12 protein-coding genes are annotated in these 17,678 nt (G+C 72.0%); 3 read left to right on the top strand and 9 right to left on the bottom strand.

What is annotated here, in order from left to right; genetic code table 11:
- Positions 1-4: 4 nt before the first annotated feature.
- Both ABFX51_RS14300 and ABFX51_RS14295 read right to left on the bottom strand, forming a co-directional pair.
- A complete protein-coding gene (locus tag ABFX51_RS14300) occupies positions 5-4,420 on the bottom strand; it encodes a DUF6531 domain-containing protein (RefSeq protein ID WP_346053936.1) in 4,416 nt (1,471 codons plus the stop codon).
- Positions 4,421-4,475: 55 nt separating this feature from the next.
- Complete coding sequence (locus tag ABFX51_RS14295; protein WP_428832472.1) at positions 4,476-5,822, bottom strand: glycoside hydrolase family 76 protein; 1,347 nt, start codon at positions 5,820-5,822, stop codon at positions 4,476-4,478.
- Positions 5,823-7,010: 1,188 nt separating this feature from the next.
- Here ABFX51_RS14295 and gad point away from each other — a divergent pair.
- Entirely contained in the window at positions 7,011-8,420 is a 1,410-nt protein-coding gene (gene gad, locus ABFX51_RS14290) for a glutamate decarboxylase (RefSeq protein ID WP_346053934.1), read from the top strand.
- Here gad and ABFX51_RS14285 read toward each other — a convergent pair.
- Positions 8,410-9,279 carry a helix-turn-helix transcriptional regulator gene (locus ABFX51_RS14285; RefSeq protein ID WP_346053933.1) on the bottom strand — a complete coding sequence of 290 codons (870 nt, stop codon included), beginning with the start codon at positions 9,277-9,279 and terminating at the stop codon, positions 8,410-8,412. The two genes, gad and ABFX51_RS14285, sit on opposite strands and share 11 nt — an antisense overlap.
- Positions 9,280-9,414: 135 nt before the next feature.
- Between ABFX51_RS14285 and ABFX51_RS14280 the strand changes: the two genes are divergently transcribed.
- Complete coding sequence (locus ABFX51_RS14280) at positions 9,415-10,788, top strand: MFS transporter (RefSeq protein WP_091512328.1); 1,374 nt, start codon at positions 9,415-9,417, stop codon at positions 10,786-10,788.
- Here the strand turns inward: ABFX51_RS14280 and ABFX51_RS14275 are convergent.
- The 6 genes from ABFX51_RS14275 to ABFX51_RS14250 are packed head-to-tail and all read right to left on the bottom strand — an operon-like array spanning position 10,749 to position 16,641.
- Entirely contained in the window at positions 10,749-11,894 is a 1,146-nt protein-coding gene (locus ABFX51_RS14275; RefSeq protein WP_091512326.1) for an alpha/beta hydrolase family protein, read from the bottom strand. The two genes, ABFX51_RS14280 and ABFX51_RS14275, sit on opposite strands and share 40 nt — an antisense overlap.
- 9 nt (positions 11,895-11,903) lie before the next feature.
- Positions 11,904-12,641, bottom strand: a complete 738-nt coding sequence (locus ABFX51_RS14270) for an SDR family NAD(P)-dependent oxidoreductase (RefSeq protein WP_245783242.1) — start codon at positions 12,639-12,641, stop codon at positions 11,904-11,906.
- The gene (locus ABFX51_RS14265) at positions 12,638-13,576 is read right to left on the bottom strand and encodes a fumarylacetoacetate hydrolase family protein (RefSeq protein ID WP_346053932.1); all 939 of its coding nucleotides are present in this window, start codon (positions 13,574-13,576) and stop codon (positions 12,638-12,640) included. The genes ABFX51_RS14270 and ABFX51_RS14265 overlap by 4 nt, the downstream gene beginning before the upstream one ends.
- Before the next feature lie 10 nt (positions 13,577-13,586).
- The gene (locus ABFX51_RS14260) at positions 13,587-14,525 is read right to left on the bottom strand and encodes a VOC family protein (protein WP_346053931.1); all 939 of its coding nucleotides are present in this window, start codon (positions 14,523-14,525) and stop codon (positions 13,587-13,589) included.
- 15 nt (positions 14,526-14,540) lie between these two features.
- Positions 14,541-15,662 (bottom strand): FAD-dependent oxidoreductase, encoded by a 1,122-nt coding sequence (locus tag ABFX51_RS14255; protein WP_346053930.1) that lies wholly within the window; start codon positions 15,660-15,662, stop codon positions 14,541-14,543.
- Positions 15,663-15,672: 10 nt separating this feature from the next.
- Positions 15,673-16,641: a cyclase family protein gene (locus tag ABFX51_RS14250; protein WP_091512321.1), complete on the bottom strand. Its 969-nt coding sequence runs from the start codon at positions 16,639-16,641 to the stop codon at positions 15,673-15,675.
- Between the two features lie 105 nt (positions 16,642-16,746).
- On the opposite strand from ABFX51_RS14250, the gene ABFX51_RS14245 reads away from it, so the two are divergent.
- On the top strand, positions 16,747-17,673 hold the full coding sequence (locus ABFX51_RS14245; RefSeq protein WP_091512369.1) for a LysR family transcriptional regulator: 927 nt from the start codon (positions 16,747-16,749) through the stop codon (positions 17,671-17,673).
- The last annotated feature ends 5 nt before the right edge of the window (positions 17,674-17,678 follow it).

Below are 17,678 nucleotides of genomic sequence, written 5' to 3'. Positions count from 1 at the left end.
TGTGTTACCCCTCGGACCATGGCACCGGGATGGACGGGCGTTTCGTGGCGTCGATTGTATAGCGGCCCGACGGCGTGTGGACCTCGAGCCGCTCCAGGCCGAGCCCGCGCATGAGCGAGCCGACGCCACCGTTGGGACCGCACGCGCGGCAGAAGTCCCTGTCCACGTAGAGCGTGCCGGTTTTCCCGCCGACACCAGCGTTTTTCGCCTCCTGGAACGCCTGCGCCTCGGCGTGGGTCTTGGTCTGCGCGTTGGCCCTGATGTCGATGTCCATGCCGTGTCCGTTGCGCCCGTAGAACGACTGGCCGTCGACGTCGAGCCGGGCCGCGGTGTGGGCGTCCTCGGCGGACCCGGCGACCGGCATGCCCTGACGCTGCCGGTACGCCGCGAGGTCGTCCGCCACGTCGCACGGGATCAGGCCGGTCGGGTCGGCCGCGGTGGCTGGATTGGTGACGTACGCGTGGTTGTTGGGCGCCGCCTCCAGCCCCAGCGGGTCCGGGGACGCGTAGGACCCGGTGTCGGGGTCGTAGTAACGGAGGTAGTTGTAGTTGAGCCCGGTTTCCGCGTCGTGGTACTGCCCGGGGAACCGCAGCGGGCAGTCGGCGGCCTGACGCGGGGTGAACGTCGGCGCACCCCACAACGTGGTGCGGGCGTGCCAGCGGATCGCACCACCGGGATCGATCAGCTCCGTCGGGGTGCCGACCAGGTCGGTCACGATCGCGTAGAACCGGCGGTCCACTTCGTCCCGCGTCAGTTCGGCCTGCGCCACCGGGCGCGTGCTGCCCGGCTCGTAGTCCCAGCTCGTCGTCCCGCCGGAGGTGGTTTGCTCGGCCAGCACCGTGCGGTCCCACGTGAAGTCGGTCCGCTCGATCAGCTCGGTCGCGCCGGGGCCGTAGTGGAGTTTCGCGATGCGGCGGCCGAGCGCGTCGTAGGAGTACCGCCACACGTGCCCGTCGGGTGTGGTGACGGCGGTGAGCCGGTCTTCGGCGTCCCACGTATATGTCCAGGTTCGGCGCTGCCCCGACAGGCCGTGCCGCGTGCGGCGCACCACGCGGCCCTGCGCGTCGTGCTGGTAGCCGGTGCGCCCGGCGGACCGCACGAGCGTGCCCGCCGTGACGCGCTCGCCCTGCCGCTCGTCGTCGCCGCTGCCCGGCGTGCTCCACCGTGCTCCTGCGAGGTTTCCCGCCGGGTCGTAGGCGTACGTCTCCCGCCAGCCACGGCCGGAGACGGCGGTGACGCGGCCAGTCGCGTCCAGGTCGTAGGTCTGGGTGCCGCGCAACAGGTCGTCGACGGCGGTCAACGCTCCATCGGCGCGGTAGCGGTAGGCGCGCTGCTGCAGCACACGGTCCGGACCGGACGGGTTGCCCGCGCTGACGACCTGCCCGGTGAGCCGGTGCTGCGCATCCCAGCTCTGCGCGACCGTGACCGCGCCGTCGAGCCGGCGGGTGCGCTCGCGGCCGACCGGGTCGTACGCGAACTCCAGCAGGTGCTCGCCGATGGCCAGCGCGGACAGGAAACCCCGCGAGTCGTAGCGGTAGGTGCTGACCGTGCCCGCCGGCGTGGTGCGGCTCGTGCGGTGCCCGAGCGCGTCGTAGGTGTTGCGCAGGGTGCGGCCGTTGCAGTGCTCCGCCAGCACGTTGCCCAGGACGTCGCGGTCGAACCGGACCTCCGCGTCCGGGTTAATCGCCTCGATCAGCTCGCCGTCGGCGCGGTAGGTGAAGCGGCTGACGCGGTCCCCCGCCCGCTGCTCGACGACGCGGCCGAGCGCGTCGCGCGTGTAGTGCACGCTCTGGCCCGCCCCGTTGACACGCTCGACGAGCTGCCCCGCCGCGTCGTGCCGGTACGTGACGGTACGGCCGTCGAAATCGGTCTCCCCCACCAGGTTCCCGGCCGCGTCGTAGCGGTAGGACCAGGTGGCGCCGGCGGCGTTGGTCACCTCGACCAGCCGCAGCTCGCTGTCGTAGCGAAAGCCGATCCTGGCCCCGTCCGGCGTCGTGCGCGCCGCGACCTGGTCGAAGCCGGACACCTCGTACGTCGTCCGCGCCCCGGTCGGGCCGATGTGCTCGACGAGGTTGCCTTCGCCGTCGTAGCGCCAGCGTTCCACCGCTCCGTCCGGGGTGGTCCGCGACGCGGGCAGCCCCTCGATCGTCCAGGTGTAGCGCGTGACGCCGCCCAGCTGGTCGGTCACGCTGGTGACCCGGTTGAAGACGTCGCGGGTGTAGTGGACGGTGCCGCCCTCCGGATCGGTCACCGCCATCGGGAGCCCAGCGTCGTTGGTGACGACGTGATGGGCGTTGCCCAGCCCGTCGACGATCCTGGTCAGGTGCCCGCGCTCGTCGTAGGACAGCAGGGTGCGGGTGCCCGCGGCGTCGGTGACCGAGGTGCGGTTGCCGCGCTCGTCGTAGGTGTAGGTGGTGGTGGCGCCGCCGGGTCCGGTGATGCTCACCGGCAGGTTCAGTTCATTGTGGACGGACGTCAGGACCGTGCCGTCCGGACGCCGGATCCGCGTCAGGTTGCCGTTTTCGTCGTACGTGTACCGGGTTTCGCGGCCGAGTTCGTCCGTGTAGGACAGCAACCTGTCCTCGGCGTCCCATTCCTGGGAGATCTCCGCGCCCAGCGGGTTCACGCGCCGCACGAGCTTGTGCGCCTCGTTGAACTGGTGCGTGGTGACTTCGCCGAGCGAGTTGGTTTCGACGGTGGTCCGCCGGAGGGGGTCGTACGCGATCGTGCCCCACACGGCGCTGCCCTCGGTGCGGACGCACCGGCCGTTTTCGTCGTAGTGGTACCGGTAGAACCGCCCGTTGCGGTCGACCCACTCGACTATCCGGCCCTCGGCGTCATAGCCGAAGCGCAACGCCAGGCCGGAGGAGTTGATCACCGTCACGAGCCGCCGAGCGTCGTCGTAGTCGAAGCGCGCCAACGGGATCTCGCCCAGCCACAGGCCCGCGACCAGCCCTCGCCGCGTCTCGACGTCGACCACGTAACCGCCCGAGTGCCGGACCCGCCGCACGAGACCGGTGTCGTCGTAGTCGAGGTCGATCCGGTGCCCGGTGCGGTCGGTGATCGCGGCCAGCTTCGCGGTGCCCGCGACGGGCGGGCCGAAGTGCAGGGTGCGCCCGGTCTGCGGCTGGACGAGGGTGGAGCCGGTCGCCGAGTGGTGCAAGGGCCAGCGCGCCCCCACGACGGGCAGCACGCCGTCGCCCCTCGGGTAGACGAGGATGACCCCGTCCGGCCCCGCGTAGCACACGCCGTCGTCGTCGAACTCCAGCCGCTGGTCCAAAGTGGACGCCCAGGTGGGGCCGAAGAGGCGGCCGGACCGGTAGGAGGAGATGTGGGTGCGCTGCAGCAGCAGCGGCAGGATCCCCGGCAGGTCGACGTCGGTCTGCGTCAGGTACATCTCGCCGGTCGCGAGGTCGATCGGCTCGCGACCGCCACACCGGCCGGTGACCTCCTGGGCGCGGTCCCGTGGCTCCGCGGCGTCCGAACGCAGGGAGCCCTCGCGGCCGGCGGTGGTCGTGCCGTCGCCGGCGTGAGTGCCGCCCGGCACGTCGGCGTCCGGGGTGTGCGGGGTGTGTGGCGCGTCCGGGGCGTGCAACTCCGGCGTGTCGATCGACTTCGCCCCCGAGGGCAGCGTCGCCCCATCCGCACGCCGGGCGAACTTACGCCCCAGCTTCGACAACTTCTCGATGATCTCACCGAGCTTGTCCACGATCCGGCGGATCTTCGGCGTCACGTTCCCGATCGTCTTGACCAGCTTCCGGATCAGATCCGACACCTTGCTGATCGCGTTCGTGATCGCCGTCGTCGCCTGCGCCGCCACCAACGGCGTCGCGAACCCCAGCGTGCACGCCTCCTCCAGCACCCACGAGATCAACTTGCCCACCAACTCGGCCACCAGATCCCGCACGGTCTCCCGCACCATCGCCACGACCTGGCCCATCACCATCACACCCGTGGAGATGCCATCCGCCAGCGTCGCCGCCCCCGCGATCGCGTCACTCTGCTCCGCCACATGCGCCCGATACGCATCCCCACCCTCACCCGTCCAGCCCGCGGTGCCGTTGACCGTCTCATTCGACAAATCACCCGCGACCGCACCGACCTCCCCCGCCACATTCGCCCACGTATCCGCGAACGACTGGATCACCGGCGGATCCCCCGCCAACCAATCCAGCGCCTCCTTCAACGGCTGCACGTGCTCGATCAACCACGACGCCCCGTACTGCGCCAACGTGCCGATCGGGTCGATCACCATCGACAACGTTTCCAGGCCCACACCCAGCGCGCCCATACCGAACTCGACCCACGACCCGTCCTTCACCCCATTGGCCAGATCAACCGCCGACTCCGCGATCCCGATCCCCGTGACCGCCGTCGTCTGCGACTGCGCCTGCGCCACCAGCGGGTTGCCGTCGGACATGCCGCACCCCCCTCAGCCGTGAGCTATGACGCTTACCGGGGCGGGTGCGTTCCGGTCAAGCGGCGTTCATGAGGTCCAGCGCCGACTGCTGCCGGGCCGCGTCCGGGGAGTCGAGGGGACCGGCCCACATCAGGCCGTACTGGTCGGCGGTGTTGCGGTCGTTCGCGTACGCCGAGTTGGCCTGCCGCTGCAGGTACGTCGTGTACGGATGGTTCGACAGGGCCGCGTTGAGCTGCGCCAGCCCCCGCACGTAGGCACCTTTGAACGACGGGCCGTCGGGGCCGCCGCCACCCGGAGCGTCGCCGGGGTCGTGCAGGATGCCGTTGCTGTTGAGCGACGTGCTCGTGGTGGACGCGTTCGCCATCGCCTGCGCCCTGCTGAGCAGACCGCTGTCGCCGGTGGCGCGGTAGAGCTCGGTGAGCGCGGCCAGCGGCACGCCCTGGTTGTACGTGTACACCGGTTTGCCGTCGTTGCGGCACGTGCTCAGGTCCAGGCCGTCGTTCACCAGGTTCTGCGAGTTGATCATGCCCGAGGCGGAGTACCAGGCCCAGCCGTCGCGCGCCCGCGCGAGGTACGTGGTGTCGCCGTCGATCCTGTTGTGCAGCGCGGCGTTCAGCTGGATGTAGAGCGCGTTGGTGATCGCGTTCTTCGCGGTGCGGGAGGTGTTCCACCAGACCCCGCCGCCACACATGCCGTCCCAGTACGCGGCCATGTGGTCCGCGTCGGCGCGGGCGGTGGTGAGGTAGCGGGCGTCGCCGGTCAGGTCGAACGCCGCCACCCACGCCATGCCCCACCACGCGGTGTCGTCGAGGTAGTCGTTGGTGAAGTTGCCGCCCTGCGCGCCGACGTTGCGGTCGTAGGTGTTGGCGATGACGTAGGAGTAGCTGCCCATCCCGGTCACGCGGATGTTGTCGATCACCGCGGTGAGCGCCTTGGCGGAGTTCCACCAGCCCGTGGTGTCGAAGAGTCCGGTGCCCTGGTTGTAGAAGCCCATCAACGCGGTCGCCGCCGCCGTGCGCCGGTCACCCGCGTTCCAGGTGGTCCGCGCCCAGCCGGTGCACGTGATGCCGCCGCCGACGGGCTGGCCGCACGCGCGCAACAGCCCCACGCCGCGGTTGTTCCAGTCGTCGACGTTGTACATCAGGGTCCGCCAGCCGGAGTAGCCCGAGGGCGTGGTGGTGTTGCCGAGCCTGCTGCCGGACGCCCACGTCCGGCCCCCGTCGAAGGACCGGTCGAGCCACACCTGGTCCCCGGCGGCGCTGCCGGTGACCGCGGCCCAGCCCATGTCGTCGCCGTCGTCGAAGTGCAGCTCGAAGCGGCGGGTCCCGGAGGAGGCGGACGTGGCGAGGCGGTCACCCGGGCTGAGCGCCGGGTCTCTGGCGTCGCAGTATTTGTCGCAGATCGCGGCGGTGGCGGTTGGAGGGGCGGTGGCTGGCGTGGGGGTGGCCGAGGCGGTGGCGGCGGGTTCTGGGGTGGCTGGTTCGGTGGCGGCCGTGGCCGTCGCGGGCAGCGCGGTCGCGGTGATCGCGGTGGCGGTGAGGAGCACCGCCCGGAACAACTTTCGTGCCACGTCGCACCTCCGGCCCTCAGTGGACTGGACCATAGCGCGAAGATCACGGGCGGCACACCGCCGTGCAGGTGATGGGTCCAGACCAATCGATGGCCGGGGCGAGCCGGAGGGCGCTCGGTGCACGGCGCCGATCAGGGGACGGCACCCGGCACGCCAGCAAGGTGACGGCTCCGCCGCGGCCGGTGGCGCCCCTCGCCCCGGCGGGCAGAGGCAGCGGCGGACGCTCGACAAGAGGCGCGGCCTCCCCGGCAGCCTGTTGGCGCCCCTCGCCCCGGCGGCTCACCGATTGCCGCCACCGCTACCGCCCTCGCCACCACCGCCCGCCGCGCCCCCGCCCAGCTCACCGATCGCCGCCGCAGCGGGTCGCCTCTGGGGGCGATCGCCGCCGCAGCCACCGCCCGCCGCGCCCTCGCCCAGCTCACCGGTCGCCGCCCACCGCTACCGCCCCCGCCAGTGCCGCCCAACGCGCCCCCACTGCCGACCCCGCCCAGCTCACCGATCGCCGCCGCAGCGCGCCGCCCTCGCCACTGCCGCCCAACGCGCCCCCACTGCCGACCCCGCCCAGCTCGCCGATCGCCGCCGCAGCGGGTCGCCTCTGAGGGCGATCGCCGCAGCAGCCATCGCCGCTCTCGCCCGCACCCCGCGGATCGCCGCCGCGACCGTCGTGCCGCCTCCACCCTCGCCGCCCACCGCCACCGCCATCCGCCGCACTGCCGCCCGCCGGCCGCCGCTCTGCCGGGCCATCACCGTCGCGCCGCTGCCGCCCGCCGCCGCTCTGCCGCGCCACCACCGTCGCGCCGCCGCCATCGCCGCCCGCCGCTGAGCCACCGCCGCTCGCCCACCGCCACCGCCATCCGCCGCGCCGTCGCCCCCGACCGCCACCGACCCCCACACCGCGACCGAAACCACCCCCGACACGGCGCCCCGCCGTTCACCTCGACGCCACCCGCCCGCGGCTGTCGTAAGGTCAAACCCGCGCCCACGACCACCGGGCGCGGGCGAAACCTCCGGGAGGACTCCATGCCGCTGGCCAACCCGTCGCAGCCCGGGGGCGCCTCGCGCGAGAACGTGGCCGTCAATCCGGTCTTCACGCGCGAACCGGTCACCATCCCCCGCGACCGGCTGCCCGACGGCGAGCTCGACCACGACACCGCCTACCAGGTGGTCCACGACGAGCTCATGCTCGACGGCAACGCGCGGCTCAACCTCGCCACCTTCGTCACCACCTGGATGGAGCCCACGGCCCGCGACCTGATGGCCGAGTGCTTCGACAAGAACATGATCGACAAGGACGAGTACCCCCGCACCGCCGACCTGGAGCAGCGGTGCGTGCGGATGCTCGCCGACCTGTGGCACGCCCCCGGCCCCGCCCACGCGGTCGGCTGCTCGACCACCGGCTCCAGCGAGGCGTGCATGCTCGCGGGCCTCGCCCTCAAACGCCGCTGGCAGCACCGCCGCCGCGCGGCTGGGCTGCCGACCGACCGCCCGAACCTCGTCATGGGCATCAACGTCCAGGTCTGTTGGGAGAAGTTCGCCAACTACTGGGACGTCGAGGCCCGCCTGGTGCCGATGGAGGGCGACCGCTTCCACCTCACCGCCGAGGAAGCCGTCAAGTACTGCGACGAGAACACCATCGGCGTGGTCGCCATCCTCGGCTCCACCTTCGACGGCAGCTACGAGCCGGTCGCCGAGATCTGCGCCGCCCTCGACCGGCTGCACGAAGAGCGCGGCTGGGACATCCCGGTCCACGTCGACGGTGCGTCCGGCGCGATGATCGCCCCCTTCTGCGACCCGGACCTGGAGTGGGACTTCCGCCTGCCGCGGGTCGCGTCGATCAACACGTCCGGGCACAAGTACGGGCTCGTCTACCCGGGTGTCGGCTGGGTCGTCTGGCGCGACACCGATGCGCTCCCGGAAGACCTCGTCTTCCGCGTCAACTACCTCGGCGGCGAAATGCCCACCTTCGCGCTGAACTTCTCACGGCCGGGCGGGCAGGTCGTCGCGCAGTACTACAACTTCCTCCGCCTCGGCCACGCCGGGTACACGCGCGTCCAGCAGTACTGCCGCGAAGTCGCCTCCAGCCTCGCGGAACGGATCGCCGCGCTGGGCCCGTTCCGGCTGCTCACCGACGGCACGCAGCTGCCCGTCTTCGCCTTCACCCTCGCCGACGGCGAGACCGGGTACTCGGTGTTCGACGTGTCCGCCGCGCTGCGTGAACAGGGCTGGCTCGTGCCCGCCTACACCTTCCCGGCGCACCGCGAAGACCTCGCCGTGCTCCGGATCGTGGTGCGCAACGGCTTCAGCCACGACCTCGCCGACCTGCTCGTCGAAGCGCTGGAGCGGGTGCTCCCCCGGCTGCGGCGGCAGACGGAACCCCAGCACGGCAAGGAATCCGCCTCGTTCTCCCACGGGGCCGACGTCAGGAAGTGAGCTGCGTCTGTCGCGTGTGGACAGTCGTGGCCAGCAGCCGCAGCGCGGCTTCCGAGGCTGAGCCCGGTTCGGCCGTGTAGGTCAGGATCCGCTGCCCCGGCTCGTCGGCGAGCAGGAGCGCCTCGAAGTCCAGCACGAGCTCGCCGACCTCCGGGTGCCGGAAGTACTTGGTGCCCGACACGCACGTCGCCACCGGGTGTTTCGCCCACAGCGCCGCGAACTCCGGGCTGCGCATGGTCAGTTCGCCGATCAGCTCCGCCAATTCCCGGTCGTCGGCGTGGCGGCCCGCCACGAGCCGCAGCGAGGCGACCGCGCGGGCGGCCTCCTCGGGCCAGCGCGCGTACAGGTCGCGGTGGTGCGGGTCGAGGAACAGCATCCGGGTCAGGTTCGGCCGGTCGGCGGGACGGCCGGGCGCTGCCGGGTCGAGGTGTCCGGCCAGCAGCCGGTGGCCCAGCGTGTTCCAGGCGAGGACCTCGGTGCGCACGCCCAGCACCACCGCGGGCACGTCACCCATCGCGTGCACCAGCCGCTCGGTGCCGGGCCGCACCTTCGCCGGGCGCGGCCGCCGCCGCGGCTTCCCGGGAGTGGGGCGGGCGAGGTCGTGCAGGTGCGCGCGCTCGTCGTCGTCGAGGGCGAGCGCGCGGGCCAGCGCCTCGATGACCGACTCCGACGCCTGCCCACTCTGCCCCTGCTCCAGCCGCGTGTAGTAGGTGATGCTGATCCCCGCGAGCTGCGCCAGCTCCTCCCGCCGCAGTCCGGGCACGCGCCGCGGGCCGTAGGACGGGATGCCCACGTCCTCGGGCCGCACGCGGTTCCGCCTGCTCCGCAGGAACTCCCCCAGCTCCGAACGACTCGCCATGCCCCCATTCTGCCGCGTCCGCGCCGGGGCGAAGGTATCCCTGCGAGTGCTACCCCGCGCAGGGTGCTGGCAGCCCCTCCCGCCCGGCGTGAAAGTCGTCCGTGGACAAGGAATCCGCGGAAAGGACACCGGGATATGACCACAGTGGAACGGGCGACGGGGCGGCGGCTGGCCCTCGTCCTGTTGCTCACCGCGAACTTCACGCTCGCGGTCGACTTCTCCGTGCTCAACGTGGCGTTGCCCGCGATCGGCGACGACGTCGGGTTCACCCTGGACTCCCTGCAGTGGGTCGCCACCGCGTTCGCGTTGTGCGCGGCCGGGTTCACGCTGCTGTTCGGGCGCGTGGCCGACCTGTTCGGCAGGCGGCGGCTGTTCCTCGCGGGCATGGCGCTGCTCGGCGCCGGTTCGCTGGCGGGTGGCCTCGCGACGTCCCCGACGGTGCTGCTGGCCGCGCGGGCGGCGCAGGGCCTGGCGACCGCGGCCGTCACCCCGGCGGCGTTGTCGCTGCTCACCACGTCGTTCCCCGAGGGACGGCTGCGGGAACGGGCGCTGGGGCTCAACGGTTCGCTCATGGCCGCCGGGTTCACCTCGGGTGCCGTGCTCGGCGGGGTGCTCACCGACCTGCTGAGCTGGCGGTGGGCGTTCTTCCTCAACGTGCCGGTGGCGGTGTTCGCGCTGCTGACCGCGCCCCGCGTGCTCGCCGAAAGCCGCCCGGACCGGCGGCCGGCGCTGGACGTGCCCGGCGCGCTCACGGTGACGCTGGGCCTGCTCGCCATCGTCTACGGCGCGAGCACCGCGGGCACGCACCCGTGGCGCGACCCGCGGGTGCTGCTGCCGCTGGCCGCCGGGGTGGCGTTGCTGGCCCTGTGCCGGCACATCGAGCGGCGGGCCGGGGACGCGGCGCTTGTGCCGGTGCGCATCCTCGCCCGCCCGAACGTCCGCTGGGGCAATGTCGCCGGGCTCCTCGCGTTCGCCACGGAGACGTCGCTGGTGTTCCTGCTGACCCTGTACCTGCAGGACGTGCTGGGCTTCTCGCCGCTCGGGGCGGGGCTGTCCTTCGCGGTGCTCGGCGCGGGCACGGTGCTGGGCGGCCTGCTCGGGCCGAGGCTGATCGCGCGGATCGGGCCCCGGCGCACGATCGTCACCGGGTTCCTGGTGCAGGCCGCGGCGACCGCCCCGCTCGTGCTGCTCGGCCCGGCACCGGGCTGGATCGCCCTGCTGCTCGTCGCGACGTTCGCCGGCGGGGTCGCCAACCTGGTCGCGATCGTCGGGTTCATGGTCACCGCGACGTCCGGGCTGCCGGACGGGGAGCAGGGCCTGGCCACCGGCCTGACCACGATGAGCCAGCAGGTCGGCATCACGCTCGGGACGCCGGTGCTGAGCGCCGTCGCGGTCGGCACCGGCCTCACCCCGGCGATCGGCGTGAACGCCGGGGTGTGCGCGGCCGCGGCGCTGCTGGTGCTCCTGCGTCAGGACTTCAAGGTGTCCGCGACCCAGTCGGCGATGTAGGTGCTCACGTGCGGCAGGTGGTCCAGCCCGATGTGCTCGGTCGCCCCCTCGTCGGCGCCGAAGATCCGCAGCTGCCGGTTCGGGCTGTTGACCGCCTGCTCGTAGGAGCGGTGGGCGTAGGCGAGCGGGATCTGGCGGTCGTTCTCCCCGTGGCAGATGAGGAACGGCACGGTGATCTTCTCGACGACGCCGTCGAGGTGCACCCCGTCGGCGAAGTCGAGGAACTTCTCCAGGTCGTCGTGGCCCCACACCCACAGCACGTGCTCCCAGTAGTGGGGCACGGGCCGCTCGCCCTCGCGCTCGATCCGGCGGCGCTGCACCGCGCCCCAGTTGTGGTTGGCGCCCCACGCGACGACGAGCGCGAGCCGCTTCTCGAACGCGGCGGCCCGCGGCGCGTAGTAGCCGCCGAGCGACCAGCCCGCGAGCCCGATCCTGGCGGTGTCGACGTCGTCGCGGGTCTCCAGGTAGTCGACGCACGCCGCGGCCCAGGCCTCGGTGTCGATGCGGGCGGTGAGGCCCTGCAGGCGCAGGGCCTCACCCGAGCCGGGGCAGTCGACCATGAGGCAGGAGACGCCGCGGGCGGCCAGTTCCGCCCAGTGGCCGGAGGAGTACATGTGCTCCTTGGTCGAGTCCAGCCCGTTCCACAGGATCAGCACCGGCGCGGGCCCGTCGACCGGCGCGGCGCTGAAGTACGCCGGCAAAGTGGTTCCCTCGTAAGGGATCTCGACGCGCGTGATGCCGGGGTCCTTGAGGTCGAACGCCTTCTGCTGCAACGCCAGCACGCGGCGGTAGACGTCGGCCCGGCCGGGCGCGGACGCGCTCTGCAGGCGCTCGGCCTGGGAGAGGTAGTTGGTGGCGCGCGCGTAGAGCTGCCCCGCGGTGAGGGTGTGCCCCGCGCTTTCGGCCTCCTCGGCCTGGGCGACGAGCTGGTCGGTCAGCGCGGTCCAGGCACGCAGGAAGTCGGGCGTGCCCGCGTCCTCGCCGCGCTGTGCGGCGTCGTAGATCGGGCGGCAGGCGCGGTCCACCTCGTCGATCAGCCCGCCGCTGTTGAGCGTGGCGACGACGCCGAGGTTCCAGACGTAGTTGCCGGGGAAGTACTCGAACACGGAAAACTCCTATTTCATGGCTTCACTGATCGATTTGACGCCGCCGTGAGCGGTGAGGCCGCCGTCGACGGGGATCTCGGCTCCCGAGATGAACGACGCCTCGTCGCTGAGCAGGAACAACACGAGCGGCGCGACGTCGTCGACGTTGCCGGTGCGGCCGAGCGGGGTTTCGGCCACGTTCGCGTCGCGGAAGGCCGGGGCGGCCGAACCGGTCATCGGTGTTTCGACGTAGCCGGGGTGGATGGCGTTGACGCGGATCCCGCGTGGCCCGAGTTCGAGGCACGCGGCCTTGGCCAGCCCCCGCAACGCCCACTTGCTCGCGGTGTAGGCCACCGGGAAGTGCCCGGTGAGGGCCGCGGCCGAGCCGACCACCACGATCGACCCGCCCCGCGGCATCACCGGCAGCACGGCTTGGATCGCCCGCACCGTGCCGCCCACGTTGACGTCGTGAACCCGCGCCAGGTCGGCCGGTTCGACCTCGCCGAGCCGTGCCCGCCAGGTGATCCCGGCGTTCGCGACGAGACCGTCGACCCGGTCCAGGTCGCGCGCCAGGGCCGTCCAGCCCGCCGAGTCGGTCACGTCGAGCTGGACGTACTCCACGCCTGGCAGGGGTTCCGCGGGTTCCTCGCCGAGGTCGACGCCGATCACCCGGGCCCCCTCGTCGGCCAGCAGCCGCGCCTCCGCGGCGCCTTGGCCCTGCCCCGCGCCGGTGACGAGCACCGTCTTCCCGGCCACGCGTCCGGTCACCGCTTGCGTTTCCGCGGGCGGGGCCGCGCCGGGCGCACCGGAGGCAGCTCGACGCCAGCCACGACGGTGTTGCGGATGGTGCCGATGCCCTCGACCGTCATCTCCACGACGTCACCCGGCTTGAGCGCCGGGATTTCCCGCCCCCGGCCCCACAGCTCGGCGAGGCACCCGCCGTTGCCGCACGTGCCCGAGCCCAGCACGTCCCCGGCACGCACCCACGTACCACGCGAGGCGTAGGAGACCAGCTCCTCGAACGGCCAGCCCATGTTGGACAACAGGTCCTGGCCGACCTCCGTGCCGTTCACCGACACCCGCAGGTCCAGCTCCAGGAACCTGTCACCGTCGCGATAGGACTCCAGTTCGTCCGCGGTCACCAGCCACGGGCCGAGCGTCGTCGCCGAGTCCTTGCCCTTCGACGGCCCCAGCTGCACCTTCATCTCACGCCGTTGCAGGTCACGGGCCGACCAGTCGTTCAACACCGTGTACCCGAAGATCTCGGCCTCCTCCGGCGCCAGCGAAGAACCGTCCTTGCCGACGACGGCCGCGACCTCCAGCTCGAAGTCGAACAGCTCCGAGCCGGGCGGCACGGGCACGTCGTCGAAAGCTCCCAGCAGGGCATGAGGATTGGTGAAGTAGAACGTCGGTGCCTGGTACCACTCGGGCGCGACCGCCCCCGGGGCGACCATCCCCTCGACGTGCTCCTCGAAGGCGACGAAGTCCCGCACGGTCGGCGGATCCAGCGGCGGCAGCAACCGGACGTCGGCCAGCGGCACCGGCTGTCCACTCAGGACGGACGCACCGGTTTCCAGTGCGGCGGGCAGGCCCGAGCGCACGAGGTCGAGCACCGTGGTCCCCTCGGGCAGCGGGTGGATGCCGTCGTCGGCGACGACCCCCGCCCGCACGACACCGTTCAGCGAGTAGGTGGCGAAACGCATCGGCTCCCCTTCACACCGGCGGGGCCACGAACAGGCCCTTGTCCGGGTCGTTGAACGACTTCCGCGCGACGAACTCGTTCATCGCGTTCGCCGTGCCCCACTGGTCGCTCACCTCGGGATCGCTGAAGTCGTAGAGGTGCGGGTGCCAGGTGTCCTCGTCGATCAGCTCCAGCTCGGTGGTGTACTCCATCGTGTTGCCGTGCGGGTCGAGGAAGTAGCTGAAGGTGTTGTTGCCCGCCAGGTGCCTGCCGGGGCCCCAGATCTTCTCCACACCGGCGCGCAGCAGCCGCCCGGTCCCCCGCATGTACTCGTCCAGCCCGCGCATCTCGAACGAGACGTGGTGCAGCGCCGGGTGCGGGCAGCGGGCGATCGCCAGGCTGTGGTGCCACGAGTTGATCCGCATGAACCACATCATCTCGCCCATGCGCGGGTGCATCAGGATGTCCGAGAGCCGGAACCCGAGGTGCTTCTCGTAGAACGCGCGGGTGCCCTCGGGATCGGCGGAGTTGATCACGACGTGCGACAGCCGCACCGGCACGGACTCGCCCGCCTCGATCTTGCGGTGCTGCCGGACGGCGACGTCGGCGCTGATCTCGATCGTGCGGCCCTCGTTGTCGAAGAACCGGAAACCGTAGCCGCCGCCGGGTGTGTGCAGCGAGCCCGGTTCGCTGACGAGCTGGACCCCGGACGTCGCCAGCCGCTCGGCCAGAGCGTCTACATCGGACGGTGTGTCCGCGCCGAACGAGATGAGGTCGATGCGCTTGTCGTTCGCCTGGCGCAGCCGGATCACGTACTGCTCGGGCGAGCCCTCGGCGGCGAGGAACGCGATACCGGAGTCGGTGTGCTCGGTGGTCAGGCCCCACGCGCCGGCGAAGAAGTCCCGTTGCCGGGCCAGGTCCGGAACGGCGAGATCGACGTGCCGCAGGTGGGTGATGAGCCGGTCGGTCAAGGTGTCCTCCATGGTTCAGGCGGGCTGGGAGACGAGATCGGCGACGCGCCGCATCAGGCCGGGCACGTCGCCCTGTTCGGAGTCGAGCAGCCACTGGCCGAGCTGGTTCGAGGCGTCGACGACGGTTTTCGCCCGCTGGTAACGGCGGTCGGTGAAGGCGCGCCACAGGTCCTCGTCGAGGACATCGGCGGCCAGCAGCAGTTCGGTGAGCACCGCGGCGTCCTCCAGCGCCTGCGCCCCGCCCTGCGCGAGGGTGGGCGGGCAGGAGTGCGCGGCGTCGCCGATGAGCACGACGCGGCCGCGGTGCCACGGCGGCGGCAGCACGTGGGTTTCGAACCAGGTGTAGTTGACGCGGGACGGGTCGGTGAGCGTCTCCCGGATCTCGTCCCACGGGCCGTGGTAGGCCGAAGCCAGCTCGCGCATCGTCGCGAGCCGCTCGTCGGCGGTGAGCATCGACCGGTCCTGCGCCTTCTCCACGACGTAGGCGTAGAGCGAGTTCTCCCCCGTCGGGCAGTACCCGGCGATGTAACACGGCCCACCGTAGAACAGGTCCGTGCGCGTGACCGACGCCGGGCGGGGCCCGAACGCCCGCCAGATGCCCATGCCGGTCGCGCGGGTCTCCAGCTCGATGCCGAGCAGCCGCCGGACCGACGAGCGGATGCCGTCGGCGCCGACGACGAGGTCGTACCGCCCGGTGGAGCCGTCGGAGAAGGTCACCGCGCCTTCGGTGTCGAGTTCAGTGACGGTGACGCCGAAGCGGGTCTTCACCCCGGTTTCGGCCGCGCGGTCCAGCAGGATCCGCGCCAGCGCCGGGCGTGGCATCCCCATCGCGGCGGGGAGGTCCGGTCCGCCCGTGCGGACGTCGGGCACCTCCACCAGCAGCGTGCCCGCGGGATCGGGTGCCCGCAGGCCGAGGCCGTCGAACCCGTAGCCCTCCGCGCTGACGCGTTCCCACACGCCGAGCCTGCGCAGTTCACGCAAAGCGTTGCCCTGCAAGGTGATCCCGGAGCCGATGGCGGCGATGTCGGGTTTGATCTCGATCAGGTCGACCGCGACGTCGCGCCCGGCGAGCGCGATCGCGGTGGCGGTGCCGGCGAGCCCGCCGCCGACCACGAGGACGTTGTTCACGGCTGGCATGGCTGCTCCCTCACTTCACCGCGACCGGGGCGACCGGTGCACCGACCGCGCCGGTGACCGGCAGCGGGTCCGCGGTCAGCCAGAACTCGTACACGCCGTCTCCGGCGCAGTCCGCGGCCAGCGCGTCGAGGTCCCACATCTCGCCGAGGAACAGGCCCATGTGCGGGATGCAGACCTGGTGCAGCGGCTGGAACGCCTCGTCGAACTCGTTGGGCCGCACCTCGAACCCCCACGTGTCGGTCGCGATCGCGGCGATTTCCGTTTCGTACAGCCAATCCGCGGTGGTGAACGACAGCCCGGGCGCCGGCCCGCCCGCGTAGTCGCCCCAGCCCTCGCGCCGGGCCCTGGTCAGCCTGCCCGTGCGGACGAGCAGCAGGTCGCCCCGGCCGACGCGGGCGGTGTCGCCGTGCGCGGCGATGGTGGCTTCGAGGTGGTCGGCGGTGATCGCGAACCCGTCGGGCAGCTCCCCGTCCTCGCCGCACACGCGGCCGACGTCGAGCAGCACCCCACGTCCCGCGATGCGCCCGGCCACCGTTTCGATGCCGGTGAACCGGTCGCCCTCGCTGGTCACGACGTCCCCGGCGCGGCGGCCGTTGTAGGCGGTGCCGTGGTCGAAGATGTGGCCGAGCCCGTCCCACTGCGTCGAAGCCTGCAGCGGCATGAACACCACGTCGTCCGCGCCGCCGATGCCGTGCGGGAAGCCCTGGACCCCGCGCTCGGCGTCCAGCCCGGTGTCGAGCATCGTGTGCACGGGGTTCGTCCGGCGGCGCCAGCCCTTCTGCGGGCCGTCGGCCTCGAACCGTTGCGCCAGCGGGAAACTCGCGCCCCGGCGGACCAGTGCCGCGCCCTCCCGGCGCTTGGTCTCGTCGAGGAAGTTCAGGGTGCCGAGCACGTCGTCGGTGCCCCAGCGGCCCCAGTTGGAGCAGCGTTTGGCCGCGGCGGCGATCGCGCCTTCGGGATCGGTGCGGTCGTGGATCACGTCGGTTCCTCCTTGAGCGACGAACCCACTGTCGACCGGAAAGCGTCATCAGGGAAGACGAAATCGCCTATGCGCGTTATCACTGGCACTGATACCGTGCGGGGCGTGAACCTGAGCAGGCTCGACCTCAACCTGCTGGTCGCGCTCGACGCGCTCCTGCAGCACCGCAGCGTGAGCCGGGCCGCCGAACAGCTGGGCCTGAGCCAGCCCGCCGTGTCGGCCCAGCTGGCGAAACTCCGCCGCCACTTCGACGACGAACTGCTCGCCCGCACCGGCAACCAGTACCGGCTCACGCCGCTCGCGTCGCGGTTGCGCGACCGCGTGCAGCTCGCGCTGTCCGGGATCGAGCGGGTGTTCACGACGGGCTCGGAGTTCGACCCCGCGGCCAGCACCCGCGAGTTCCGGCTGCTGGTCAGCGACTACTTCGTGGCGGTGCTCGGCCCGGCCGTCGCGGCGCTGCTCGCCGAGGAGGCGCCGGACACGCGGTTGCGCCTCATCCCGCACACCCCGCAGCTGATCGACGAAGCCGTGCAGGTCCTCACCGGGTTCGACCTCCTGCTGATGCCCCACGGGTTCCTCACCGACCTGCGGTGCCAGGACCTCTACCGCGACGAGTGGGTGTGCCTGGTCTCGGCGGACGCCGACGTCGGCGAGGCGCTGACCATGACGCAGCTGGCCGCCATGCCGTGGGTGGCGACCTACCACGGCCCGACCGCGTCGAGCCACGCCGCGCGGCAGCTGCGGCTCACCGGCATCGAACCGGACGTCCGCGTGGTGACCGAAACGTTCCTCACCGTGCCGGGGCTCATCGCCGGGAGCGACCGGGTGGCGTTGCTGCAACGCCGCCTGGCCGACCGGATCCCGCCGGAGCTCGGCGTGCGCGCGCTCCCGTGCCCGTTCCCGGCGGGCCCGCTCGTCGAGGCGATGTGGTGGCACCCGATGTACGACGACGACCCGGAACACCGCTACCTGCGTGACGTCCTCGCCAGGGCCGCGGAAAAACAGGTGGCCGCCGGGGAGGATCGGTCCTAACTTCA

The sequence above is a fragment of the Amycolatopsis dongchuanensis genome (assembly GCF_039542405.1).
GTDB classification, from domain to species: Bacteria; Actinomycetota; Actinomycetes; order Mycobacteriales; family Pseudonocardiaceae; genus Amycolatopsis_E; species Amycolatopsis_E sacchari.
Note: the sequence above shows the minus strand (reverse complement) of the source record. Positions and strands in the feature narration are given on the sequence as shown.

Excerpts from the sequence above, each read along its gene's own strand:
- ABFX51_RS14300 (WP_346053936.1), bottom strand. The coding sequence starts at position 4,420 with ATGTCCGACGGCAACCCGCTGGTGGCGCAGGCGCAGTCGCAGACGACG.
- gad (WP_346053934.1), top strand. The coding sequence starts at position 7,011 with ATGCCGCTGGCCAACCCGTCGCAGCCCGGGGGCGCCTCGCGCGAGAAC.
- ABFX51_RS14285 (WP_346053933.1), bottom strand. The coding sequence starts at position 9,279 with ATGGCGAGTCGTTCGGAGCTGGGGGAGTTCCTGCGGAGCAGGCGGAAC.
- ABFX51_RS14280 (WP_091512328.1), top strand. The coding sequence starts at position 9,415 with ATGACCACAGTGGAACGGGCGACGGGGCGGCGGCTGGCCCTCGTCCTG.
- ABFX51_RS14265 (WP_346053932.1), bottom strand. The coding sequence starts at position 13,576 with ATGCGTTTCGCCACCTACTCGCTGAACGGTGTCGTGCGGGCGGGGGTC.
- ABFX51_RS14255 (WP_346053930.1), bottom strand. The coding sequence starts at position 15,662 with ATGCCAGCCGTGAACAACGTCCTCGTGGTCGGCGGCGGGCTCGCCGGC.